Source organism: Acidisoma sibiricum (genome assembly GCF_057837225.1).
In genome coordinates, this window is sequence record NZ_CM174445.1 from 3579074 (window position 1) to 3603933 (window position 24860).

At 64.4% G+C, this 24860-nt stretch carries 21 protein-coding genes and 1 tRNA gene; 10 read left to right on the plus strand and 12 right to left on the minus strand.

Translation table 11 applies throughout. The features are described from left to right. Window positions 1-19: 19 nt before the first annotated feature. From AC3G7M_RS17020 to AC3G7M_RS17045, 6 genes are all read left to right on the plus strand, one after another. Window positions 20-1249, plus strand: a complete 1230-nt coding sequence (locus tag AC3G7M_RS17020; protein ID WP_489213316.1) for an LL-diaminopimelate aminotransferase — start codon at window positions 20-22, stop codon at window positions 1247-1249. Further along, a complete protein-coding gene (locus tag AC3G7M_RS17025) occupies window positions 1246-2547 on the plus strand; it encodes a homoserine dehydrogenase (RefSeq protein WP_489213317.1) in 1302 nt (433 codons plus the stop codon). Before AC3G7M_RS17020 ends, AC3G7M_RS17025 begins: the two co-directional genes overlap by 4 nt. 174 nt (window positions 2548-2721) lie before the next feature. Continuing rightward, complete coding sequence (gene glpX / locus AC3G7M_RS17030; RefSeq protein WP_489213318.1) at window positions 2722-3705, plus strand: class II fructose-bisphosphatase; 984 nt, start codon at window positions 2722-2724, stop codon at window positions 3703-3705. Beyond that, entirely contained in the window at window positions 3671-5548 is a 1878-nt protein-coding gene (gene recJ / locus AC3G7M_RS17035) for a single-stranded-DNA-specific exonuclease RecJ (RefSeq protein WP_489213319.1), read from the plus strand. Before glpX ends, recJ begins: the two co-directional genes overlap by 35 nt. A gap of 159 nt (window positions 5549-5707) precedes the next feature. Next, a tRNA-Glu gene (locus AC3G7M_RS17040) sits at window positions 5708-5783 on the plus strand. 121 nt (window positions 5784-5904) lie between these two features. Beyond that, a complete protein-coding gene (locus tag AC3G7M_RS17045; RefSeq protein ID WP_489213320.1) occupies window positions 5905-6048 on the plus strand; it encodes a hypothetical protein in 144 nt (47 codons plus the stop codon). A 21-nt stretch (window positions 6049-6069) separates the two neighbouring features. Here the strand turns inward: AC3G7M_RS17045 and AC3G7M_RS17050 are convergent, their stop codons facing one another. Further along, window positions 6070-6909 carry a helix-turn-helix transcriptional regulator gene (locus tag AC3G7M_RS17050; RefSeq protein WP_489213321.1) on the minus strand — a complete coding sequence of 280 codons (840 nt, stop codon included), beginning with the start codon at window positions 6907-6909 and terminating at the stop codon, window positions 6070-6072. Between the two features lie 98 nt (window positions 6910-7007). On the opposite strand from AC3G7M_RS17050, the gene AC3G7M_RS17055 reads away from it, so the two are divergent. Beyond that, window positions 7008-7907, plus strand: a complete 900-nt coding sequence (locus AC3G7M_RS17055) for an SDR family oxidoreductase (protein WP_489213322.1) — start codon at window positions 7008-7010, stop codon at window positions 7905-7907. Between the two features lie 42 nt (window positions 7908-7949). Here AC3G7M_RS17055 and AC3G7M_RS17060 read toward each other — a convergent pair whose 3' ends face one another. After that, a complete protein-coding gene (locus AC3G7M_RS17060; protein ID WP_489213323.1) occupies window positions 7950-10487 on the minus strand; it encodes an HWE histidine kinase domain-containing protein in 2538 nt (845 codons plus the stop codon). 324 nt (window positions 10488-10811) lie between these two features. On the opposite strand from AC3G7M_RS17060, the gene AC3G7M_RS17065 reads away from it, so the two are divergent. The 3 genes from AC3G7M_RS17065 to AC3G7M_RS17075 all read left to right on the plus strand — a co-directional run bounded on the left by AC3G7M_RS17065 (window position 10812) and on the right by AC3G7M_RS17075 (window position 12111). Beyond that, complete coding sequence (locus AC3G7M_RS17065) at window positions 10812-11546, plus strand: Crp/Fnr family transcriptional regulator (protein ID WP_489213324.1); 735 nt, start codon at window positions 10812-10814, stop codon at window positions 11544-11546. 50 nt (window positions 11547-11596) lie between these two features. Further along, window positions 11597-11818 (plus strand): hypothetical protein, encoded by a 222-nt coding sequence (locus AC3G7M_RS17070; protein ID WP_489213325.1) that lies wholly within the window; start codon window positions 11597-11599, stop codon window positions 11816-11818. A gap of 143 nt (window positions 11819-11961) precedes the next feature. After that, a complete protein-coding gene (locus AC3G7M_RS17075; protein WP_489213326.1) occupies window positions 11962-12111 on the plus strand; it encodes a hypothetical protein in 150 nt (49 codons plus the stop codon). Between the two features lie 87 nt (window positions 12112-12198). Here AC3G7M_RS17075 and AC3G7M_RS17080 read toward each other — a convergent pair whose 3' ends face one another. The 10 genes from AC3G7M_RS17080 to AC3G7M_RS17125 form a co-directional block, all read right to left on the minus strand. Then, complete coding sequence (locus AC3G7M_RS17080; protein ID WP_489213327.1) at window positions 12199-13170, minus strand: sugar ABC transporter substrate-binding protein; 972 nt, start codon at window positions 13168-13170, stop codon at window positions 12199-12201. Window positions 13171-13196: 26 nt separating this feature from the next. Further along, the gene (locus AC3G7M_RS17085; protein WP_489213328.1) at window positions 13197-14189 is read right to left on the minus strand and encodes an ABC transporter permease; all 993 of its coding nucleotides are present in this window, start codon (window positions 14187-14189) and stop codon (window positions 13197-13199) included. A 1-nt stretch (window position 14190) separates the two neighbouring features. Continuing rightward, window positions 14191-15225 carry an ABC transporter permease gene (locus AC3G7M_RS17090; RefSeq protein ID WP_489213329.1) on the minus strand — a complete coding sequence of 345 codons (1035 nt, stop codon included), beginning with the start codon at window positions 15223-15225 and terminating at the stop codon, window positions 14191-14193. Next, window positions 15222-16739 carry a sugar ABC transporter ATP-binding protein gene (locus AC3G7M_RS17095; protein WP_489213330.1) on the minus strand — a complete coding sequence of 506 codons (1518 nt, stop codon included), beginning with the start codon at window positions 16737-16739 and terminating at the stop codon, window positions 15222-15224. The genes AC3G7M_RS17090 and AC3G7M_RS17095 overlap by 4 nt, the downstream gene beginning before the upstream one ends. A 2-nt stretch (window positions 16740-16741) precedes the next feature. Continuing rightward, complete coding sequence (locus AC3G7M_RS17100) at window positions 16742-17947, minus strand: SfnB family sulfur acquisition oxidoreductase (protein ID WP_489213331.1); 1206 nt, start codon at window positions 17945-17947, stop codon at window positions 16742-16744. Beyond that, the gene (locus AC3G7M_RS17105) at window positions 17944-19332 is read right to left on the minus strand and encodes an LLM class flavin-dependent oxidoreductase (protein WP_489213332.1); all 1389 of its coding nucleotides are present in this window, start codon (window positions 19330-19332) and stop codon (window positions 17944-17946) included. Before AC3G7M_RS17105 ends, AC3G7M_RS17100 begins: the two co-directional genes overlap by 4 nt. A 277-nt stretch (window positions 19333-19609) precedes the next feature. Then, window positions 19610-20818 carry an acyl-CoA dehydrogenase family protein gene (locus AC3G7M_RS17110; RefSeq protein WP_489213333.1) on the minus strand — a complete coding sequence of 403 codons (1209 nt, stop codon included), beginning with the start codon at window positions 20816-20818 and terminating at the stop codon, window positions 19610-19612. A gap of 2 nt (window positions 20819-20820) precedes the next feature. Continuing rightward, window positions 20821-22167, minus strand: coding sequence for an LLM class flavin-dependent oxidoreductase (locus AC3G7M_RS17115; RefSeq protein ID WP_489213334.1), 1347 nt, complete (start codon window positions 22165-22167; stop codon window positions 20821-20823). Further along, complete coding sequence (locus AC3G7M_RS17120) at window positions 22167-23138, minus strand: sugar ABC transporter substrate-binding protein (protein WP_489213335.1); 972 nt, start codon at window positions 23136-23138, stop codon at window positions 22167-22169. The genes AC3G7M_RS17115 and AC3G7M_RS17120 overlap by 1 nt, the downstream gene beginning before the upstream one ends. Before the next feature lie 41 nt (window positions 23139-23179). After that, window positions 23180-24562: an LLM class flavin-dependent oxidoreductase gene (locus AC3G7M_RS17125; protein WP_489213336.1), complete on the minus strand. Its 1383-nt coding sequence runs from the start codon at window positions 24560-24562 to the stop codon at window positions 23180-23182. Window positions 24563-24860: the final 298 nt, after the last annotated feature.

Below are 24860 nucleotides of genomic sequence, written 5' to 3' on the forward strand. Positions count from 1 at the left end.
CCCGTCTGGACCCGCTGCCATGACCGAAGAGTTCCACCGCATCCGCCGGCTTCCGCCCTACGTCTTCGCCGTGGTCAACAAGGCCAAGGCCGAGGCGCGCGCCGAAGGGGCCGATATCATCGATCTCGGCATGGGCAATCCAGACAGCCCGACGCCGCCGCATATCGTGGCGAAGCTGGTGGAAGCGGTACAGGACCCGCGCACCCACCGCTATTCCGTCAGCCGCGGTATCACCGGCCTGCGCCGGGCGCTGGCGGGCTACTATCAGCGCCGCTTCGACGTGAGCCTCGACCCTGAGACGGAGGTGATCGCGACGCTGGGCTCGAAAGAGGGTCTGGCAAATCTCGCTGCCGCCATCACCAGCCCTGGCGACACCATCATGGTGCCCAACCCCTCCTACCCCATCCATCAATTCGGTTTCATCATCGCCGGTGCCACTGTCCGCTCCATCCCCGCGACCCCGGATGACGAGATGCTGCGCGCGATTGACCGGGCGGTGCGCCATTCCGTGCCGAAGCCGACCGCGCTGATCGTCAATTTTCCGTCCAACCCGACGGCCGAACTCGCGACGCTCGATTTCTACAAGGAGCTGGTGGCGCTCGCCCGCCGGCACGAGTTCTACATCCTGTCCGACCTCGCCTATGCCGAGCTGTTTTTCGAGGGTGAGCCGCCGCCCTCCGTCCTGCAGGTCGAAGGCGCCAAGGACGTCACGGTCGAATTCACCAGCCTGTCGAAGACCTATTCCATGCCGGGCTGGCGCATGGGGTTCGCGGCCGGCAATCCGCGCCTGGTCAATGCGCTGATGCGGATGAAATCCTATCTCGATTATGGCGCCTTCACGCCGATCCAGGTCGCCTCCGTCGCCGCGCTGAACGGCCCGCAGGATTGCGTGGACGCCGCCCGCCAGCTGTATCGGGAGCGGCGGGACGTTCTGATCCCGGGCCTCGCCGCCGCGGGCTGGGCCATCCCCAGTCCGCGCGGCTCCATGTTCGCGTGGGCGCCCATTCCTGAGCGCTATGCCCATCTCGGCAGTCTCGATTTCTCCAAGCTGCTGCTGGAGCGCGCGCATGTCGCGGTTGCCCCGGGCATCGGCTTCGGCGAATACGGCGACAGCCATGTTCGCATCGCGCTGGTCGAGAATACCCAGCGCCTGCGGCAGGCGGTGCGCAATATCCGCAGCTTCCTGGGCCAGGACGCCAACCATGCGTCCGCCTCTTCGCAGGCTTCCACTCCGCAGGTATCGGCATGAGCGACCCCCACAAACCCTTGCGCGTCGGCATCGCGGGCCTTGGCACCGTTGGCGCCGGCACGCTCACCGTTCTGCGACAGAATGCGGCCCTCATCGCCGCCCGCGCCGGCCGGCCGATCATCGTGACGGCCGTCTCGGCGCGAGACCGCTCGCGCGACCGCGGCATTTCGACTGAGGGCCTGACCTGGCACGACACCGCCGTGGCGCTCGCGACAGACACAGATGTCGATGTCGTGGTCGAGGTCATCGGCGGCTCGGAAGGGCCGGCCGCTGATACCGTGCGGGCGGCGATTGCCGCCGGCAAGCCCGTCGTCACCGCCAATAAGGCGCTGCTCGCCCTCCATGGCGCCGAACTCGCCCAGCTTGCCGAGCAGCACGGCGTAGCGCTGGCGTTCGAGGCCGCGGTCGCCGGCGGCATTCCCGCCATCAAGGCGCTGCGCGAGGGCCTCGCGGCCAACGAAATCCGCGCCGTCTCCGGCATTCTCAACGGCACCTGCAATTACATCCTCACCGTGATGCGCGAGCAGGGCCGCGAGTTTGCCGAGGTTCTGGCCGATGCCCAGGCCTTCGGCTATGCCGAGGCAGACCCCGCCTTCGATATCGACGGCGTCGACGCCGCCCATAAGCTCGCCATCCTCGGCGCGCTCGCTTTCGGCCAGCCGGTCGATTTCGCCGCCCTCCATGTCGAGGGCATCCGGCGCATCACTGCGCTCGATATCGCCTTCGCGCGCGAACTCGGCTTCCGCATCAAGCTGCTGGGCATCGCGCGACGCACGGCCGAGGGCGTGTCCATGCGCGTGCATCCCACCATGGTGCCGGAGGCGGACGAGATCGCCCAGGTCGATGGCGTCTTCAATGCCGTGGTGGCGGAGGGCAATTTCGTCGGCCGCGTCATGCTCATGGGCCGTGGCGCGGGCGCCGGTCCCACCGCCTCAGCGGTCGTGGCGGACCTCATCGATATCGCGCGCGGGCGTTTCACCCCGATCTGGGGTGCGGAAGGCCATGCGCTGGGCACCCTGCCGGCGCTGCCGATGTCGGCCCATCACGGCGCCTATTACCTGCGCCTGATGGTGCGCGATCGGCCGGGCGTCATGGCGGATGTCACCGCCGTGCTGCGCGACGCCGGCGTCTCGCTGCAATCCATGCTCCAGCATGGCCGCGCTCCAGGCGAATCGGTGCCCATCGTGCTGGTCACGCATGAGACGACGGAGGGCGCGATGATGCAGGCGCTGGCGGCCATCGCCGGCCTCGACAGCGTGCTGGAAGCGCCGGCCCTGATCCGCATCGGCGCGGCCTGACGCGCGCCATTTCCCGAATCGGCGCCGGCCGGTCTAGACTCGGCTCCGCGAAGCAGTCGACCCGTCCTGCCCGGCTTCATGCCTGGCCGCTACCCGCCACGGCGCCTGAACGGGTAGATCCACGGCATAAAGCCGTGGATGACGATTGCAGAGACGAATTTGAAGGACAACGCCATGGCCCAGCTTCCCCGCCAACATACCGACCGTAACCTGGCTTTGGAGCTGGTGCGCGTAACCGAGGCGGCCGGCATCGCTGCCGCCAAATGGATCGGCCGCGGCGACAAGAATGCGGCCGACGGCGCGGCTGTCGAAGCCATGCGCCACGCCTTCGATTCAGTCGCGATCTCTGGCACCGTCGTCATCGGCGAAGGCGAGATGGATGAGGCGCCGATGCTCTATATCGGCGAAAAGGTCGGCATCGGCGGCCCGGAGATGGATATCGCCGTGGACCCGCTGGAAGGCACCGAAATCGTCGCCAAGGGTGCGGCCAATGGCATGGCGGTGATCGCGCTGGCGGATAAGGGCCGCTTCCTGCACGCGCCCGACATCTACATGCAGAAAATCGCGGTCGGGGCCGGCCTGCCCCAGGGCGTGGTCGATCTGGACGCCCCGGCGGGCGCCAATCTGCGGAACCTGGCCCGCGCCAAGAAGGTCGATATCTCCGACCTCGTCGTCTGCCTGCTGGATCGCCCCCGCCATGAGGAGATCGTCGCCCATTGCCGTGAGGCCGGCGCCCGCATCATGCTGATCGAAGCCGGCGATGTCGCGGGCTGTATCGCGACCGCGCTGCCGCAGAGCGGCGTCGATATCTATCTCGGCTCCGGCGGCGCGCCTGAAGGCGTCATCGCGGCGGCAGCGCTCCGCTGCATGAACGGGCAGATGCAGTGCCGGCTGCTGTACGAAGACGACACGCAGATTGAGCGCGCCCGGACCATGGGCGTGGTCGATCCCAACCGTAAATACAGCCTGCATGAGATCGCGGGCGGGGACGTGATGTTCGCGGCCACAGGCGTGACCACCGGGCCGATGCTGCGCGGCGTGCTGCGCACGGAAGTCGGCGCGGTGACGCATTCCGTCGTCATGCGCTCCAAGTCAGGCACCGTTCGCTTCGTCGAAGCGCATCATGACTTCTCCATCAAGCATTGGACCAACGCGTGACGCGGCCCGCGGCCTGGGGGATACAGCGCTGAGCGCGCTCGCCTCTTCCCTCGCGGCGGCGGAGGTCGAGCCTGTCCTGGGCGTGGATGCCAGCCTGTCCGGGCGCCGCTGGCTGTGGCGGTCGGGCGTGTCCGACCTGCCCGCGCATATCGGCCTCGGCCTCGCGCAAAGGCTGGATCTGCCGGAAATCGTCGGCCGCCTGCTCGCCGTGCGCGGCATCGGCATTGAAGACGCCGCGCATTATCTGACGCCGACGCTACGCGCCTTGCTGCCCAACCCCTCCACGCTGATCGACATGGACCATGCCGCCGCGCGCATCGCGGATGCGGTCAAAAGCGGTGAGACGATCGGCATCTTTGGTGACTATGACGTCGACGGCGCCTGTTCGACGGCGCTGATGACCGAATTGCTGCGCGGCATGGGCTGCATCGTCCATACCCATATTCCTGACCGCACGACGGAAGGCTACGGCCCCAACGCGACCGCGCTCGGCAGCCTCGTGGATAAGGGCGCGAGCCTCATCATCTGCGTCGATTGCGGCACCGCCGCCCATGATATCCTGACCTGCCTCGCTGGCCGGGCGGATTGCATCGTGCTGGACCATCACAAGGCGGAAGGGCCGCCCCCCGCGATCTTCGCGACCGTCAATCCCAACCGGCTGGATTGCGGCTCCGGCCAGGGCAGCCTTTGCGCCACCGGTATCGCCTTCCTCACCGCCGTCGCCCTCATCCGCCAGCTCCGCCAGCAGGGCTTCTTCGGCGCGGAGCGGGCCGAGCCTGACCTCATGGCGCTACTCGACCTGGTCGCTCTGGCGACCGTCTGCGACGTCATGCCGCTGACCGGGCTCAACCGCGCCTTTGTGGCTCAGGGGCTGCGCGTCATGGCCCGCGGCCAGCGGCCGGGCATCGCCGCCCTGCTGGAGATTGCGGGCACGCGCGGCGTGCCGACCGCGACCAGCTGCGGCTTCGCCATCGGACCGCGCATCAATGCCGGCGGCCGTGTCTCCGATTCCGGCCTCGGCCTGCGCCTGCTGCTGACGCAGGACCCCGAAGAGGCGCGCGAAATCGCCGAGCTGCTGGACAGCGTCAACCGTCAGCGCCAGCAGATCGAACTGGGCGTGATGGAGGGGGCGATCCGCCTTGCCGAAGCGCAGATCGCAGCCGGCCATCCCGCGCTGTTGGTGGGCGGCGACGGCTGGCATGCCGGCGTCGTCGGCATTGTCGCCGGGCGGCTCAAGGAACGATTCAACCGGCCGGCGGCCGTCATGGCCTATGCTGATGGCCGCGCCACCGGGTCCGCCCGGTCCGTGCCCGGCATCGATATCGGTGCGGCAGTCCTGGCCGCGCGCCAGGGAGGTCTTGTGGAACGCGGCGGCGGCCATGCCATGGCGGCCGGCTTTTCGCTGCCCATCGATGGCGTGCTGGCACTGCACAGCTTCCTCAATGACCGTCTGTCAGCCGCCAGCCTGATGCCAGCGGCCGCCGCGCTCGCCATCGAAGGTGTCATGACGCCGCGGGGTGCGACCGTGCAGGTGGCGGAACACCTCTCCCGCCTCGCTCCCTTCGGCCAGGGCAATGACGAGCCGCTGCTCGTCATGAGCCATGCCCGCGTCAGCAAAGCCGACCGCATCGGCAAGGACGGCGGCACCATCCGGGCCATCATCGAAGGCGAAGGCGGCGGCAGGCTGAAGACGCTGCTGTTCCGCGCCAAGACCGGTCCGCTGGCGGAGGCGCTGATGGATACCGGCCGCCGCCCGCTGCATCTGGCGGGCTATCTGCGGGCGGAGGAATGGAACGGCACCGTCAGCGCCAGCTTCATCCTTCAGGATGCCGCCTGGGCCTGACGCGGGCTACAGGTCTTGCGCCCGGCGCGGGCGTGCTCTGTCACGCGCCTGACCAAAAATGCGCCTCTTGGGGGTTGATTCCCGTCCGGCCCTCGGCTACCCAGCGGCACGGCCTGATGTGGCGCCGCAGGGCATCTCATCGCACTGCCAGAATGGTTCGTCCCGTTCGTCTAGAGGCCTAGGACACCGCCCTTTCACGGCGGTAACACGAGTTCGAATCTCGTACGGGACGCCAGTCTTTTCATTTACAGATCGAAAATCCCCAAAATCGCTATCCGCTTCTGTCCAATAGCCATCTTGAGCGCTATGGTCCTCGCCTGGGCCTGGGAACGCTTCCAAAACGGAAGGACTTCAAGATGTCGTTTTTCGTGATCATCGTCGTCGTCCCTTATCTCCTCGCCGTGGTGGCCGTCTGGCAGCCAAGCTTGCTCAAGCGCTTCAATAGCGAGTGGCCCTGGGAAACGCGCCGCCGCCTGAGCGCGGGTGCTGAGCGGGCATAACGCCCTTCCGCTCAGCCGGCCTTATGCGCTGACCATCTGACGAGCCCGGATGAAGTCGCGAATGCGCGCGGCTTCTGCGGGCGTGGCCGGGTGGTAGATCATCATCGCAAGATCAGGCCGGCCATCAACCGCAAAGCCTGAAAATTCCAGTTCGATCAGACCAAGCACGGGATGGTGCAGACGTTTGAGACCTTCCCCCTGGCTGATCACGTCGTTGTTCCGCCACAGGGTCGCGAATTCCGGGCTCAACCGGCATAGGTCTGCGACCAGAGCCTCAATTTCCGCCACGGCCCCCGCCCGCGCCGCATCGGCGCGGAAGGCGCCCACCACGAAGCGCGCGACGCTTTGCCAATCGTCCTGCGCCGCGCGGATATGGCTGTTTTCAAACATCAGACGCAGAATATTGCGCTGGCTTGGCTGTAGCGCGCCGTAATCCGTCAGCAAGACAGCGGCCGCGGCATTCCAGGCGACGATGTCCCAGGTCGCGGTCTTGACGATCGTCGGACTGACCTCGAAGGAATCGATCAGGCGCTGCAGCCGCGGCGTTACGCCCTCGGCCGGCGTATAATGAACTTCCGGGGGATGGCCGAGGCCGAGCAGAAAGAGATGTTCGCGCTCCGGCTCGGTCAGCATCAGCCCCAAGGCGATCCGGTTCAGCACATCGGCTGATGGCGCCCCACCGCGTCCCTGCTCCAGCCACGTATACCAGGTCGGACTGATATTGGCGCGCTGGGCGACCTCTTCCCGGCGCAGACCGGGCGTTCGCCGCCGCGCCTGCGGAAAGCCGAGGCTCGCCGGATCAAGCCGCATGCGACGATCCTTCAAATAGCTGCCCAGCCGCTTATCGGTCTCGCCCGCCATGCCGATCCTAGTGGTAATTATACCATGATAAGGTCACTACTTTAACAGTATCGAGCTTAGGGGGATATCAAGCGCCGGACCATAACGGAGCTTTCGCCATGCGCGTATTCGTCACCGGCGCGACCGGCTTTATCGGATCGGCCATTATCCCAGAGCTGATACAGGCCGGTCATCAGGTGATCGGCATGACGCGATCCGATGCCGGTGCGGCGGCCCTGGTCGCCGCCGGGGCCGAGCCCTATCGCGCGACCTTGGAAGACGCGGACAGTGTCGGTCGCGGTGCGGCGCTGGCCGAGGGCGTCATCCATTGTGCCTTCGACCACGATTTTACGAATTTCGCCGCCAATTGCGAGAAGGACCGCCGCGTCATCCTGGCCCTCGGCGCCGCGCTCGCGGGCTCCGATCGGCCTGTGCTGGTCACCTCCGGGGTCGGGATCGGAATCGCGGCCGCAGGCCAGCCCGCGACCGAGGACGTCGTCAATCTCCACCACCCGAATCCGCGCGTCACTACCGAAATCGCGGCCCAAGCGGTGCTGGCGACCGGCGTCAATATCTCAGTGGTGCGCCTTCCCCAGGTTCATGACACGGTCAAGCAGGGCCTGATCACCTATTTTGTCGCCGCGACGCGCGAAAAAGGCGTCTCGGCCTATGTGGATGACGGGCTCACCCGCTGGTCGGCCGCGCATGTGCTGGATGTCGCGCGCCTCTACCGGCTGGCGCTGGAGCGCGGGGAAGCCGGGGCGCGCTATCATGCCGTCGCTGAAGACGGCGTCACGGCGCGGGCGATCGCCGAGTCCATCGGCCGCGGCCTGAATGTCCCGGTCAAATCCATCCCGCAGGCAGAAGCGCCAGACCATTTTGGCTGGCTCGCCATGTTTGCCAATCTGGATATGACCGCGTCGAGCGCGCAAACGCGGCACAAGCTCGGCTGGGCACCGACCGGCCCGGACCTGATCAGCGATCTTGATGCCATGGACTATGGCACCGTCCAGCACTAACCGCCGCCGTGAATGATCCGGCAACGAAGCGACAGCGCCGCTTCAGTGCAGGATGCTCTGCGCAAGCCCCAGCTGCGCCGCCAGAGCCGCTTCATTGACCGGCTTTCTGACGACGGGAACCTGCCTGAACCGCTCGGGTATCATCAGGCTGTCGCCGTAGCCGGTCGAGAAGACGAAGGGGATGCCCTGGCTTAAAAGCTGGTCGGCGATCGCTTCGGAGGTCTCGGCCCCCAGATTGAAATCGAGCACCGCGATATCCGCGCCGAAATGCTGGATAGCCTTCTGCGCATCGCCCACATTGGGGGACAGCCGGATCTCGCGCGCGCCAAGCTTACGGATCATTTCTTCAATATCCAGGGCAATCAGCGCCTGGTCTTCGACGATCAGCACGGACAGGCCATCGAGGCTGGTCACAGCCGTCTCGGCGGCAGCCGTGCGGACCGCCAGCGGTTCGGCTGAACTGATACGCGCCGCGGGCACCACCAGTTTAGCCTGCAGCCCTTCCGGCGCGTAGTCGATGGTAACGGAGCCGCCAAGATCATGCGCGACCGTCGTGCGGATCAGCTTGGAGCCAAAGCCTTCGAGCCTGGGTTTGGCGAGTGCCGGTCCGCCCCGCTCGGCCCAGGAGATTTCGCAATTGCCGTCGGCGTCGCGGCGCCAGCCGATGGTCAGCTTGCCCGTCGACACGGACAAGGCGCCGTATTTCGCGGCATTGGTCATCATCTCATGCACGACCAGCGCCAGCACGCCGAAGCTGCGGTCGTCCAGCCTGATTCCCGGACCGGACACCACCACCCTGTCCGGCGCGCCGCCGTAGCGATGCAGGCTCGCCTCAGCTTCGACCAAAGTCCCAAGATCGCCGGTGCTGCTGCCCAGCGACTGGTCATGGGCGAAGGCCAGGGCCCGCAGCCTGCCCTCCAGCGACGCCGAATAGTCGGCAACGCTCGCCGCATGGGCCCCGGTCTGCAAGGCGATGGATTTGACCAGCGCGATGATGTTTTTCACCCGGTGATTGAGTTCCGCGTTGATCACGCGGCGCCTCTTTTCAGCGCGGGCGCGTTCCTCTTCGTTGATCTCGGTATGTCTGAGGACAACGTCGCGAACATAGTTGCGGATCGCCTCGGCAATCGCCAGTTCCGGGTCGGTCCAAGGCTGCGATCGGCCGCGCACGTCTTCCCGCCAGGTTGAAAAGCTGCCCCGCGGGCTGAGCCTTTCGCCCTGGGGCGTCGAGACCACCGTCTTGAAGGGCGCACCGGCCCATTCAATATTGTGTGCTTCCTCACTCCGAAACAGCAGCAGGTAATCGCGCGGCGATGCCGACAGTGGAATGGCCAAGGCACCGGCCACCACCGTTCCGTATTGGTCGGAACTGAGATTGGAACGCAGTTCCTGGGTGTGCCAAATCGACGCCTTGGCCTTGTCGCGGATATGGTCGAGCAGCGCCGGCACCGCAGCGGCCGACGGCGCCAGCCCCAAGGCGGTCCAGTGCCCATCAACCCAAAGTGCAGCTCCATCGGACTGGATCAGGGACGCAAACTCGCCCAGATTCTCGCGTAATTTGGCAGACAAAGATCCATCGGCGCCCAAAGCGCCTATGATCTTGTCCAGCCGCTCGCGCGCCAGATTGGCGGCCAAAATCTCGGCCCTGCGTTCAGCCACCGCGATCTGAAGAGAGAAATATTGCCCGAACAGCTCGGCACCGATGCGCAAAGGCAGCGGCACGCGCTTAGGACTGTCATGGTGGCATGAAATCAGCCCCCACAGTTCACCATCGACGATGACGGAAATCGAGAGCGATGCCTGCACACCCATGTTCTGCAAATATTCGCAGTGGATGGGAGAGACACTGCGAAGCTGAGAAAATGACATGTCAACCGGCTTGTCGCCTGGGCGCAATGCCGGTAGGATAGGCACCGTCAGATAGGCTGAATCTCCGATCATCCTTATGGTATTTTGGAGATAGAGGCGCCGCGCCTGATAGGGAATGTCGGAGGCAGGAAAATGCTGCCCCAGAAAACTGGGAAGAGTGCCGTTTTTGGCTTCCGCGATCACGCGTCCGGCGCCATTGTGCAGGAATTGATAGACCATGACCCGGTCATATCCCAGCATGGATCGTATCAGCCGTGCCCCGGTTACCGCGATCTGCCCGACATCGGTATGCAGACCAATCTTGCGCACAAGCATCTGCGTGATATCGAGTGCGCCCTCTGCACTGCCAGCGCTATCCGCTGCGCGCTCGAATTCAACGAAGGTGAATTCCTGATGGCGATGCATGATCACATCAAGCGCGTCTGCAACGCCGGGAAGCCTCGCGCCAAGCAAAATGCCCGCTACTTCCGAACCGCCCGCCTTGGCAAATGCATTGCGAATATCATGCGCTACGTCCCGCCCCACAATATCGGCAAGCGGCATCCCATGCACGATGTCGCTTACGCCCAGAAACGCTGGCGCATTGGCCGAGGCAAAGCGCAGCGTGAAGCTGTCGGCGTCAAGCACAAGCATGGCGCCGTGCGGCTGGATGGACCCGGGAATATGAATAGGCTCCCGGTCGCAATTTGTAAGGTCCGTCTTTTCAATCATGCTCGGGTCATCATATCCCATCGACACAATGGTCGAAGACTGGGTCGTGTTTGTCAGTCATCAAGCCCTCGGCAGGCGCCAAGCAGCCAAGCAAGCACAGCTTTCGCTCTGTGATCGCTCTAGCGGCGGAGACCTCGCATTTGGGCAGCAGCATCAAGCACGCCGTACGCGCCCTGCCCTGTCCCGCCTGCTGCTGCACCAGTGAACGCGCCCATGAGCCCTATCTCAATCAGTTGTGTTCGCGAGTAACATAGAAATAGGAAGCCGTCCGTCCACTTGTAGACGCTCGGGACAGAAATTCTGCAGTGCTAAAGCGAGACAACGATGGCTACTCCCAGTCCAGAAGACCTTTCAGGAAATGCGCTTCTATCAACTTTATGGGAGGCGGATCGCAACCGGCTTGTCCCGCATATGCTGGTCTTCGATCTCAAGCCGGGCGATATCCTGCAGCGTGCCGGTGAAACAGTGGTCGATACCTGGTTTCCCTGCGGTTCCGCCATGGCCTCTTTTACGGTTGATACCGATCACAGCAACAACGCCGTGGAGGTGGCGGTCGTCGGCCGTGAAGGCGCGATAGGGGGGATTGTCTCGAACGGCAGCCTACCCTCTTTCTCGACAGTGGTCGTGCGCAGCGGCGGTCATTTTCTGCGGATAAAAACCACCGCGCTGGAACATGCGAAGCTCGACTCGATCCATTTGCGCCACTGGTTTGCGCGCTACTCAGACTGCCTGCTGGCCCAGGTCTTTCAGACGGCCGCCTGCAACGCGACGCATACCATCACGCAGCGCAGCGCGAAGTGGCTGCTGGCGGCCGTCAAGCGCACCAGAGGCGCCGAATTCGAGATGACGCAGGAGCAACTGGCGGAATTGCTGGGAGTCGGGCGCACCTTCGTCACCCAGACCGTCCGCAAATTGCGGGAAGCCGGACTTATTACGACGCGGCGCGGGGTCTTTGTCGTATTGGATGAGGCCGGCCTGCAGCGCCTCGCCTGCGGATGCACAACCTCCATCGACCATCATTTTGATGTCGTCTTGAAAGGCATCTATCCAGCAGACTGAGGTGCAGACATGCCCCTTGTCTCGACAGAGGCCGCACCTAGGTAAGCTCGATGAAACACAGCACCCTCTTTCTCGCCGCTACTCTCGCCACCGGCCTCTTGGCAGGCTCAGCCCATGCAGCGGGCTGCGTCTCTGGCGCGGCCGTTGGCGCCGTCGCCGGCCATGTCGCCCATCACCATGCGGTGCTCGGTGCCGCTGCCGGCTGCGTCGTGGGCCATGAAATGAACAAGCACGAGCAGAAAAAGGCCGCCAGGCAAGTCAACGGGTCCTGAACCGCGGGTCTGCAGACAACACGGGTTGCGCTGGCATAATACCTTGGAATGACACTGCAACGCGTCGCCATCGGGGATGCCGTTACTGCGCAGGCATTGGTCTGTCGACGACGCGAGGGACGGAGTGTGGACAAGGTCAACCCATGAGCGAGCCGCCGAACAGTCGCCGAGGCGCGTTCATCGCACTTGTCGTCGTCATTTTTCTGATCGTCGGTGGTATCTGGATCAGTGGGGTGCTGCACCGTACCGGCGCGATCCAGGATTGCGCCATGCAAGGCCGGACGAATTGCTGACGCATGCTATGCGTCAGCCCCCATACTCTGGCGGAGACGGGCAGAGCTGCGGCCATTCCGGCCATGGCTCCGCCCCGTGGACCAAAGTCAGCTCTGGCCGAGTTCCGCCGCTGCCGTCTTCGCATTCTCCTTATTCACGAGAATGGCGGGGATGAAGGTATAGGGCGGCAGATCGTGGTTGCCCGCGAGATAGCGCGCGACATTGTCGATCGCCGTCTTGCCGATGATATAGGGTTGCTGGGCGGCGACCGCCGCGGCCGGTGAATTCGGGTCAGCGACCATCTTCACGACATCAGGGCTGCCATCCACGCCATAGGTCCGAACCTCGGGCCGGTGGGCCGCGATGATGGCTTGCGTGGCACCCACCTGCGGCACATCCCAGGCCGACCAGACGGCAGCGATATCGCCCTTGTTAGGATATTTCTGCAGCAGGTCAGTGACCTGGCTATAGGCGTTCTGCACGGTATTGGGGATGACGTCGCGCAGTTCCGGCTGGACGATATGGATATCCGGGAAGGCCTTCAGCACCAGCTTCAGCTCGTCATAGCGAATGGCGCAAACCGGCACGCTGTAAAAACCGTTGAAAACCAGAATATTGCCGCGGCCGTGAATGTCGCTGGCCAGCTGCAAAGCCAGCTTCTCGCCGATGCTGTAATTGTCGGATGTCGTATCATTGATGCTGTAGGGGGAGATCGTATCCACCGTGAACAGCGGAATGCCGGCCGCGCGGATCTTCTTCAGCCAGGGCTGCAGCACTGGCCCATTGCCTAGCTGCTCGACGATGACATCGGGCTTCTGCGCGATCAGCGTCTGGATCTGGCTGATCTGGCGGCTGTCGTTGCGGCCGCCATCGAGGGCGATGGGGATGCCGCCCAGACGCTTCACCTCGTCGATCTGGCCCTGATAGGCCTTCAGATCCCAGTAATGCTCGGTCCCGATGACGGTGATGCCGATGCGCTTGCCTTTCAGGCTTGGCACGTCATCGGCTTGCGCCACACCTGCGGCGCCTAGGCCCAGTGCGAGCGTCAGCCCGAAAAGAACGGGAATCTTGGACGACATTCTGATGAACTCCATAGGGGTTTGATTCACTCGGCGGATTGCAGACTGCGAGCCGCGAAGCTCACTGCCAGAACCGCGAAAACGAGCAGGCCAACCGCGACCTGCTGCCAGTAGAAGTTCCAGCCGATCAGCAGCAATCCGTTATGCAGCATGCCAAAAAGGAAAACGCCGAGCAGCGTGCCCAGGACATTGGGTTTCGCCTCCCGGCTGATCGTGGTGCCGACGAAAACGGCGCCGATGGCATCAAGCAGAAAGGCATTGCCCGAGAGCGGGACGTAGGATTTGACGGTCGCGGCCAGCAGCAGGCCGGTGACACCGCAGAGCAATGCGGACAGGATGTAGACCGCCCAGGTCGTGCGGCTGACCGGCAGGCCGGAATAGCGCGCAACTTGCGGCGCGGCACCGATGGCGCGCACATGCCGCCCGAAGGCCGTGCCGCCCAGCAACACCTGCACCAGGATGACGGCCGCGAGAAGAATCCATAAGGGCGCCGGCAGCCCCAGAAATATGCCGTGGGCAAGAGCCGTCAGACCAGCCGCAGGGAAGTTGGAGACGAGATAGATCGGCGTGCCACCATTGGTCGCCAATTGCTGCACGCTCTCGCCCACGAACAGCACACCGAGCGTCGCCAGAAAGGGGCTGATGCCAAGCCCCGCGATCAGCAGGGCATCGACCAGCCCTACGCCCAGCGCGCCGCCTAGACCGGCCGCCAGGCTCAGCGCCAGGCCGTGGCCCGCCGCCATCAGCGTGACCGAGATCATCGCCGCGATATCGGCCGAGGTGCCGACCGAAAGGTCGATGCCGCCGGCCGAGACGACCAGCGTCATGCCCAGGGCCACGATCGCCGGCAGGGTGAAGTTGTTGACCAGAATATGCAGCAGATTGCCGGGCGTGCGGAAGGTGGGCGAGGCGACCGCGAAGATGACAAACAGCGTCAGCAGCGCGACCGGGCTCACCCAGCGCACCAGGCGCGCGATCAGCAGGCGGTTCGGGGATGTCGTGCCAAGGGCCAGGGACATATCAGGCGGCTCCCGCGGGTCGTGACACCGATCGCAGCGCCACGATCGCGAGGATCAGCACACCCTGCACGCCATTGACCCAGTAGCTCGACACATTGAGCAGCTGGAAACCGTTGATCAGGCCACCGATGAACAAGACGCTAAGGATGGTGCCACCGATGGAGGGCAGCAGCCGGCGCGAAAAGACCACGCTCATCAGGCTGGTCAGCACGACAGAAAGCAGGATATCGCCCGATCCGGGCGAACTGCCGGAAAGCCGCGCTGCCTGCAGGATGGCGGCGAAGGCCGCCAGCACTCCGGCACCGATATAGCTCGCCGCGATATAGACGGAGACGCGCAAACCCGCCGCGCGCGCCGCCTGGGCGTGGCCGCCCACCGCCTGCAGCCGCAGCCCCCAGGGCGTGCGATGGATCAGCACCAGCATCAGCACTGCGACAATCACCAGGGACCAACTCGTCACCGACAGACCCAGCCAATCCGCGCCGGTGATCCAGGCGAGCAAGGGCGAGGTTGAACTGATCACCGTGTTCTGAGTCAGCACCAGTTCCAGCCCGCCGCAGATATTCATCACGGCCAAAGTCGCGAGCAGCGGCAGCATAGTAAGGCTGACCACCGCCAGCGCATTCAGCGCCCCGACAGCCGCCCCCGTCGCCACTGTCAAGCCCACGGCGGAGGCATCGGAAAAACCGGCATTCGTGGAGACCGTGTAAACTGCCACGCACAGACCCAGATTGGCGCCGAGCGAGAGATCGATACCGCCGCGGATGACATCGCCACCACCACCGATGATGACCACCGTCATGCCAAAGCCCAGCAGCCCCAGGACGGCAGACTGCTCGATGATATTCGTGAGATTGCCGAAACCCGCGAAACCGGGGGCGAAGATCCAAAAATAGGCGAATACGGCAATCAGCGCAAAGAACGACGCCAGGCGAATCAACTGGCCCGATCCGAGGAACGGGCGCCGCGGTTTGGCGCGGCTGTGATCAGGCGCGAAGGACTGCCCCGAGGTCGGCAGAATGGTATCGCTGCTCATGCGGCCTCCGGCGCTTGCAAACGGCCATCGGCGCCAGTCGCGGCCGCCAGGATCTCGTCCGCCGTAGTTTCGGCCGGCAGCAGCCGCTGGGTGATGCGGCCGCGATACATGACCAGGATGCGGTCGCAGATGCCGCGCAGCTCCATCAGATCGGTGGACAGAATCAGAATGGCGGCACCGCGCGCCGCGAGATCGCCCAGCAACCGGTAGATTTCCACCTTCGCGGCGACATCCACCGCGACCGTCGGCTCATCCAGAATATAGACGTCCGATTGCGCACTCAGCCATTTGGCGAGCACAACCTTCTGCTGATTGCCGCCGCTGAGATCACGCAGCCGCGTCTCAGTCCCCGGCGTCTTGATACCAAGCCGCTCGATCAGGCCCTGCACCTGCCGCCGCTCCTGCCCGCCATCGATGAGGCCGAAGCGCGTCAGCTTGCCGAGGCTCGCGAGGGTCGCATTCTCGCGCACGGAAATATCCAGTGCCACGCCCTGATGCCGCCGATCTTCCGGCACCAGGCCCAGGCCCCGCGCGACGGCGCGGCCGGGGGACGGAATGGAAACCGGCTTGCCACGCACCAGGATTTCCCCGCCATCCGCCTGCGTCAGACCGAACAGCGCCTGCAGCACTTCCTTGGCGCCCGAGCCGAGCAGACCGGTGAGGCCCAGAATTTCACCCCCGTGCAGAGTAAAGCTGACATCGGCGAAACTGCCAGCGCGGTGCAGCGACCGGACTGCCAAAATCGGCTCGCCCCGCGGCACATTCTGTTTCGGAAACATGTCACTGATATCCCGGTTGATCATCAGCGACACCATCTCGGCCATCGGTGTCTCGCGCGGGTCCAGGGTCGCGACATCACGGCCATTGCGCAGGATGGTGACGCGGTCGCACAGGTCCCGCACCTCTTCCAGATAATGCGATATATAGACAATAGAAGTGCCCTCGCGGCTCAGCCGCCGGATGATGGCAAACAGCCGGTTCGCCTCCTGCCTTACGAGCGCCGCCGTTGGCTCATCAAAGACCAGTACGCGCGGACGGTCCATCAGCGCGCGGGTAATCTGCACGATCTGCCGCTGGGCCGCACTCAGGTCGCCGATCAGCGCGTCGCCCGCAATCGCGATATCGAACTGGGCCGCGATGATCCACTCGGCCTCGCGTGCCATACGCCGCTTCGCCAGAAATGGCCCGATCCGCCGCTCCCGGCCCAGGAACAGCGCTTCCGCCACCGTAAAGCTCGGCGGCAGCAGCGGCTCCTGATGGATAATATGAACGCCCCGCGCTTCCACCGCGCGCGGCGTCACATGCGGCAATATCTCGCCGCCGATCGCGACTGTGCCATCGTCAGGCTTATAGAGGCCCGCCAGCACCTTGATGATGGTGGACTTGCCGGCCCCGTTCTGGCCGATCAAACCGTGAATTTCGCCGGGCCTGACAACCAGGCTCGCAGCATCCAAAGCGCGCGCGGCACCGAAGATCTTGACGATCCCGCATAGCGCCAGCGCTTCCTCCGGCATGCTCACAGCGCTCCGTGACGCGGTGGCTTGATACCGTTGAGATAGTAATTGCCGATGGCGGCATATTTCCACCGCACCGGATCGTGCAGCGTATGCACGCGCACATTGCGCCAATAGCGATCGAGATCGTGCTGCGCAAGGGTGGAGCGCGTGCCCGCCAGCTCATGCAGCTTGTTGGCAGCGGCAAGCGCCGCCTCCGTGCCCCAGGCGCGCGCTTCGGCGACCGCGACGGAGGCGAGCGCCACCGTCTCCTCATTCGGCTCCCGCGCCGCCAGGTCAACCGCGTGACCGGCGCGTGCGAGCAGCGCATCCGCCGCATGCTGGCGCAGCGTGAGGTCGCCAATAGCAGCGATCGTGTAGGGGTCCTCAGCCGCAGTCTCTTTGCCGCTGTCGATCCAGGGACGGGATTTGGTGCGCACGAAGTCGATCGTCTCAGCCAGCGCCCCGCGGCCGATGCCGATATCGACGGCGGCATGGATGATCTGTCCCAGAGGCCCCATGCTGGTCGGAGTCTCGAAGGATTCATAGAAGGGAATGACGGCATCGGGCTCGACCAGCGCATCCTCGAACACCGTCGTGCCGCTGCCCGTGGTGCGCTGGCCGAAGCTGGACCAGTCATCGATCAGGGTCACGCCCGGCGCATCGGGGCTGATAAAGGCGAAGACCACACGGTCCTGCTCATCCTTGGCGAGAGCTGCGACCCAATGCGCGAACAGCGCGCCGGTCGAATAGAATTTACGGCCATTGATGGCGAGCTTGCCATCATCGTTCGGCCGGATTGTCGTTGCATAGTCATGCACCGTGCGGCCGCCCGCTTCGCTCAGCGCATTGCCGATGCGGGCGCCGGCCAGCACACGGCCGAACCACAGGCGCTTCTGCGCCTCGCTCCCCGTCAGCCGCAGCGCTTCCAGAACGAAGTAATGGTTTTGCGGAATCTGGCCGATGCTGCCATCGGCGGCAGAGATGATGGCCGTCACTTCCGCCAGCGTCGCCGCAGAAACGCCGGCCCCGCCATAGTCCCGCGGCACCGTGATGGCCCAGAGTCCGCTTTGCGAATAGCGGTCGATTTCGACATGCGGCAGCCGGCGATCGCGGTCACGCTCGACGGCGCCCAGGGCAAATTCGGCCGCCAGGCGATGCGCAACTGCGAGGGCCTCGGCATCGTCGCGAATGACCGTGACGGGGGCAAGCTGCTCAGCGGCGCTCATTCTGCGGCTTCCTTGGCAAGGGGGCGGACTGCAGCGGCAGGGTGCGGCGCGGCGAGCCGTGGCCCCCGGCCGGGAAAGAGTTTTTCGCGCAACGTGCCCGGAGCGTACTCGGTCTTGTAGCGGCCGCGCTGCTGCAATTCCGGCACCAGCAGATCGGCGATATCGGCGAAGGTTTCCGGCGTCACGACATAGGCGAGGTTGAACCCATCGAGATCGGTCTCCGCGATCCAGGCTTCCATCTCGTCGGCCACCTCGACCGCCGATCCCACCAGCAGCGGGCCAAAACCACCGATCCCGACATGCTCGGCCACTTCACGCACGGTCCAAACCCGGTCAGGGTCCGCGGTGGTGAAGGATTCGACTGCGGAATGTACAGCCTCGTTGCGGATATAACGGATCGGTTCATCAAGGTCGTAGGAGGAGAAGTCGATACCCGTCCAGCCGGAGATCAGCGCCAGCGCGCCGGCATGGCTGACATAGCTCCGGTAATCCGCATGCTTGTCGCGCGCTTCCTGCGGCGTCCGTCCGACAATCGCGGTGGTCAGGTTGAAGATGCGAATGGCGCGCGGATCGCGGCCATAGTCCGCGGCGCGGCGGCGGATATCCGCGACATAGGATTTCGCGACTGTTTTCGTGGGCGCCGCCATGAAGACGCATTCCGCGTGGCGCGCAGCGAAATCCCGTCCCTTGCTGGAGGTGCCGGCCTGAAACAGCACCGGCGTGCGCTGGGGCGACGGCTCGCTGAGATGGATCGCATTAAGCTTGAAGAAATCACCATCATGCTGGATGCGATGCACGCGGGTGGGGTCGGTGAAAATGCCGCGCTCACGGTCGCGCAAGACCGCCCCGTCCTCCCAGCTGCCTTCCCACAGCTTGTAGGTCAGCGCCATATAGTCTTCGGCGATCTGGTAGCGCGTATCATGCTTGGGCTGTGATGCGGCACCGGATACACCGCGCGCAGCGCTATCCAGATAGCCAGTGACGATATTCCATCCGATTCGTCCCTTGGTCAGATGATCGAGCGTCGACATCCGGCGGGCAAAGGTAAAGGGTGGCTCATAGGACAGGGTGCTGGTGACGCCGAAGCCTAAATGCTCCGTCACGCTTGCCATGGCCGAGACGGTCAGCATCGGGTCATTCAGCGGCACCTGCGTCGCCTCGCGCAGCGCGGTATCGGTATTGCCGCCATAGACATCATAGACGCCGAGCACATCGGCCAGGAACAGCGCGTCAAACTTGCCGCGCTCCAGAATCTTCGCGAGATCGGTCCAATAGGCGAGGTCGATATAGCGGTCGGCACGGTCACGCGGATGGCGCCACAGGCCGGGTGACTGATGAACCACGCAATTCATATCGAAAGCGTTGAACAGAATTTCGCGTGTCATCGTCAGCTTCCTCGGCGGTGGACTTGGACCCGGGCGTGACCGGCCTCGGGTCCATCGGTAGGCTTCGGCACGAGCGGAACGCGGCCAGACAGTGTCGCGTCCTGGCTGTCAAGATTAAACGATTTTATCGTGTTTAATCCTGGTATGCCGCGGCAAAATTCTCTGCCCCAGATCGAACTGTCACTCAAGGTAATTTTTTATATAGCCTATTTTCATTCGTTAATATGGCGCAAAGCTATGCCGACCTTGGGCAGCGCCGGGGTCGGCGCGCTTCTGCTCAGACCCGGCCGACCCGCCAGGATTGCGGCGGGGCGGCACCATTGACCGCGAAATCGCCCACGACACGGTCCTTGTAGATGCGAGGATTATGGCTGCTCAGCGTGCGCGCATTGCGCCAGTAGCGGTCCAAACTGCCCGCGCGCAGCACGGCCGAGGCCCCCAGCGCGTCGAACAGGATGGTCGTCGCGTCCAGGATCAGCGTCGTCACCACGCCCACCGCCTGGGCGGATTCAATTTCCGCGATGGCCAGCGCGGTCTCGTCATGGGGCGCTGCCGCCACCCGCTCCACCGCCTCGGCCACTTTCAGCACGATGGCGCCGGCGGCGTAGGCCGCCCCGCGCACCCGGCCGATGACCTGAAGGATCTGCGGGTCCTGCTTCGGCAAAGCGGCATTGGCATGGCTGTAGCCACGATTGCGGCGCGTCACCGCCTGCGCCACGTCATCCGCCGCCGCGCGGCCGATGCCGGCCAAAGTCGCCAGATGCACCAGCTGATAGAAGGGCAGCGTATAGGGGAAAATCGTGCTGTCCTCGACGACATCGGCATCCTGCACGCGCACATCCGCGAAAGTCGCGGTGCCGCTGGCCGTGAGCGTCTGACCGAAGCCGCTCCAGTCATCGATGACGGTCAGGCCCGGCGCATCCCGCCGCACCAGCGCGGTGGCTGAGACGCCGTCCTCCACCCGCGTCGCCGCGACATGCAGCCAATCGGCATAAAGCGATCCCGTAGTGTAGAATTTCCGCCCGTTGATGACCCAGCCGTCCGGCACGCGCTGCAGCTGCGTGTCGAATGCCGCCTGCGCCGCCTCCCCGGCCTCGCTGCGGGCACTGCCGACGGTCTCGCCGCGGGCAATGCGCGGCCACCAGATCTCCGCCCGGCCGGGGATGGTGGTCTGCACCGCTTCTTCGACGAAGCCGAAATGGGCGCGCAGCGCCTGGGTGATATTGGAATCGGCGGCCGACAGCTCGATGAGCAGATTGAAGAATTCCGGCAAAGTGGCACCCACGCCACCCTCAGCCTCGGGCAGGCGCAGCGCGGTGAAACCCGCCTCTTTCAGCCAGCCGATTTCCGCGAAGGGCAGACGGCGGCCGATCTCACGCTCGACCGCACCTTCCCTTATGCGCGCGAAGACGGGACGAAAGCGCGCGGCCAGTGCCTCATACCGCGCAGTCGGACCGCTGCCCCACCCCTGATTGATCTGCGACATCGTCATCTACCTTGGTTTATCTGTTCGCGTGGCGCCGGCAGGCCGAGATTGGCTCGCAGGGTGGCGCCTTCATAGTCACGGCGGAAGCGCCCGCGCCGCCGCAGCTCCGGCAGCACAAGCGTGACAAAATCATCCAGCCCGGTCGGCAAAAGCGGCGGCATCACATTGAACCCGTCCGCACCGTACTGCACGAACCGCTCTTCCAGCGCATCCGCAATATCGGCCGCCGTGCCCACCAGCTGCCAATGGCCACGCGCACCTGCCACCCGCAGATAAAGCTCGCGGATGGTCAGGTTTTCGCGCCGCGCCAGATCCACCATCAGCTGCTGCCGGCTTTTGCTGGCGTTGGTCGGCGGAAATTCGGGGATGGGCCCGTCCAGCGGATAGCGGGACAGATCAAGCCCGCCGGTGATCGGCGCGAGCAAAGCGAGGCCCACACGCGGATGGATCAGCTCCTGCAATGCGTCGAACTTCGCCTGCGCTTCAGCCCGTGTCCGGCCGACAACGGGACAAACGCCGGGCATGATCTTCAGACTGTCCGGTGCGCGCCCATACTGCGCCATCCGGCCTTTCAGATCGGCATAGAAGTTCTGCGCATCCTCCACCCGCAGCTGGGCGGTGAAGACCGCTTCGGCCGTGCGCGCGGCCAGCTCCATGCCCGCTTCCGACGATCCTGCCTGGAAGATGACGGGCTGGCCCTGCGGGGACCGCGGCACGCTCAGCGGCCCTTCGACCTGAAAGAACGGCCCGTCATGGCGCAGCACATGCCGCTTGGCCGGATCGAAGAAGCGGCCGGTTGCCTTGTCACGCGGAAAGGCATCCGCCTCCCAGCTGTTCCACAGGCCGGTCACGACATCGGCGAATTCCTCCGCCCGCGCATAGCGCTCGCCATGCGCGAAATGCTGCTGCCGGCTGAAATTGCGCGCCTCGGCCTCGTTGGAGGAGGTGACAAGATTCCATCCGGCGCGGCCCCGGCTGAGCAGATCCAGCGAGGCAAATTGCCGCGCCACGTGATAGGGCGTGTTGAAAGACGTGGAAGCCGTCGCGACCAGCCCGATCCGCTCGGTCATCACGGCGAGCGCCGAGAGCAGCGTCAGCGGCTCGAACTGCGCGGCATAATTATGCGCAGTCCGGCTCAGCGCGTCGACATCATCGCCGCGCGTGCCGGCACCATCGGCGAAGAAGATGAGATCGAATTTCGCGGCTTCCGCTGCCTGAGCCAGGCGCATGTAATGGCCCAGATTGACGCCCGCATCGGCCTGCGCATCCGGGTGCCGCCAGGCTGCAATGTGATGGCCTGTCGGATAGAGGAACAGGCCAAGCTTCATCTCGCCCTGGCGCATGGTCATCAGCTCTGGCCGAGCTGCTTCGCGACCGCCGCCGCATTATCCTTCGTCACCAGGATCGACGGCACGAAGGTATAGGGCGGTACTGTCTTATCACCGTTGAGATAGCGCGCGACATTGTCGACTGCTGTCTTGCCGATCAGATAGGGCTGCTGCGCCACCACCGCGGCCGCCGGCGATGCCGGGTCACCCACCATCTTGACGACATCCGGGCTGCCATCGACGCCATAGGTGCGAATCTCATCGCGATGCGCGGCGATGATCGCCTGCGTCGCCCCCACCTGCGGCACGTCCCAGGCCTGCCAGACCGCCGCGATATCACCCTTCTTCGGATATTTCGCGAGCATGTCGGTAATCTGCGCATAGGCGTTCTGCACGGTATTGGGCACCACCTCATGCAGTTCGGGTTGAATGATATGGATGCCCGGAAAATTCTTCAGCACCAGACGCAGCTCGTCATAGCGAATGGCGATCACCGGCACATTATAGGCGCCGTTGAAGACCAGGATATTGCCGCGCCCACCAAGATCGCTCGCGAGCTTCAGCGCCAGTTCCTCACCGATGCGGAAATTATCGGAGGTCGTGTCGTTGATGCTGTAGGGCGACACGGTATCGACCGTGAACAGCGGAATGCCGGCCGCGCGGATTTTCTTCAGCCACGGCTCCAGCACCGGCACGCTGCCAAGCTGCTCGATGATCGCATCGGGTTTCTGGCCGATCAGAGTCTGAATCTGGCTGATCTGGCGGCTGTCATTGCGGCCGCCGTCCAGCGCGATCGGCACGCCACCCAGGCGCCTTACCTCATCCACCTGGCCCTGATAGGCCTTGAGGTCCCAGTAATGCTCGGTGCCGGCGACGGTGATGCCGATGCGCTTGCCCTGCAGGCTCGGCACATCCTGAGCCTGCGCCTGAGCCGCGACACTGCCCATGGCGAAGGCGCCGATAAGGCCGAGCAGGATTTTCGATCGTTTCATGCGCTCGCTCACTCTCTTCGCTGTTGTGGTGGTGTGACCGCTCATCCAGACACCGTGTCCCGATCAAACCGGTGGCGCGCCGCAGGATGGCCGGCCCCCAGCCTGTCGCCGCGACCGAACAGCTTCTGCCGCAGCGTCCCCGGCCGGTAGGCCTGCTTGTAGGCCTCGCGCTTCTGCAGCTCAGGCACCAGCAGATCGGCGATGTCACGGAAGCTTTCATGCGTCACGGCATGGGCCAGGTTGAAGCCATCGATATCGGTCTCTTCGGCCCAGGCCTGCAGACTGTCCGCGACCATCGCAGGGGAGCCGACAGAGACAGGGCTCAGGCCGCCGATGCCGCACCAGGCTGCAATCTCGCGAATGGTCCAGACACGGTCGGGATCGGCCGAACTCATCGCGTCCACCGCGGTGCGGATGGCATTGCTGTCGACATGATGAAACGGATCATCCAAGGCGTACCGGCTGAGATCGGTGCCGATCCAGCCTGACATCAGCGCCAGCGCCACATCGTCGGAACAATAGCGGCGATAGTCGGCCTCCTTCGCCTCCGCCTCTGCCGGCGTCGGCGCGACAATGACGGTATGCTCGGCGAAGATCAGCACCTCCGATGGATCGCGCCCGGCTTCCGCCACGCTTTGGCGCACGGCGGCGACGAATTTCTTGAGCACGGGCTTGGATGGCGCGCCGATGAAGATGCATTCGGCATTCTCCGCGCCGAACCGACGTCCGCGCGGTGACGCCCCGGCCTGATACAGCACCGGCGTGCGTTGCGGCGACGGTTCGCATAGATGCATGGCTTCGAGCTGAAAATGCTCGCCTGTATGGTGGATGGTGCGCACCCGCGCAGGGTCGACATAGACGCCGCTTGCCTGGTCGCGGCGCAGCGCGTCATCCGCCCAGCTGCCCTCCCACAGCTTGTAGCAGAGGGCAGCATATTCATCGGCCATATCGTAGCGCGCATCATGCGCGCGCTGCTGGGTGCGGCCGAAGGCCCGCGATGCGCTGTCAAGCGACGAGGTCACCATATTCCAGCCGATGCGACCGTCGGTGAGATGGTCCAGCGTCGACATGCGCCGCGCCAGCGTGAAGGGATGCTCATAGGTCATCGACACCGTCACGCCGAAGCCCAAATGCTCCGTCACCTCGGCCATGGCTGAAATGGCGAGCAGCGGATCATTCAGCGGCACGTGCAGGCCGTCGCCCAGCGCGGTGTCGCGATTCCCCCGGTAGACGTCGCTGACCCCCAGGGTATCGGCGATGAAAAGACCGTCGAACAGGCCACGCTCCAATATCCGCGCCAATTCGGTCCAGTAGCCGCGCTTGGTATAGGCCATGGCCTCGCTGCGCGGGTGCCGCCAGAGACCGGGCGACAGATGATCCGGCGTCGCCATGGTGAAAGCGTTGAGGCGAAGTTCCTTCGTCAAATCCTGGAGTCTTTCATGCGGCCGTCCGGCGGAATGGGGTGGGGGCCGCTATTGAGGAAAACCATAACCGGGTGCGACCACGCGGGGGCTGACACATGCCCGTTATACCCATCCTTCGTGCGCATATTTATGTAACACAATTATGTATCGTCTAATTACGATTAGACGATTTCTCATCGCCCTGAAATAGCGTCAGCACCAATTTTTTCGCAAATAGCCGGCCCGAAGCCGACGCTCTGCCCAGCACAGCGTGCAGTGCCGGCCGGCGCCGTCGCAAATGCGAATGACTTGCAATATT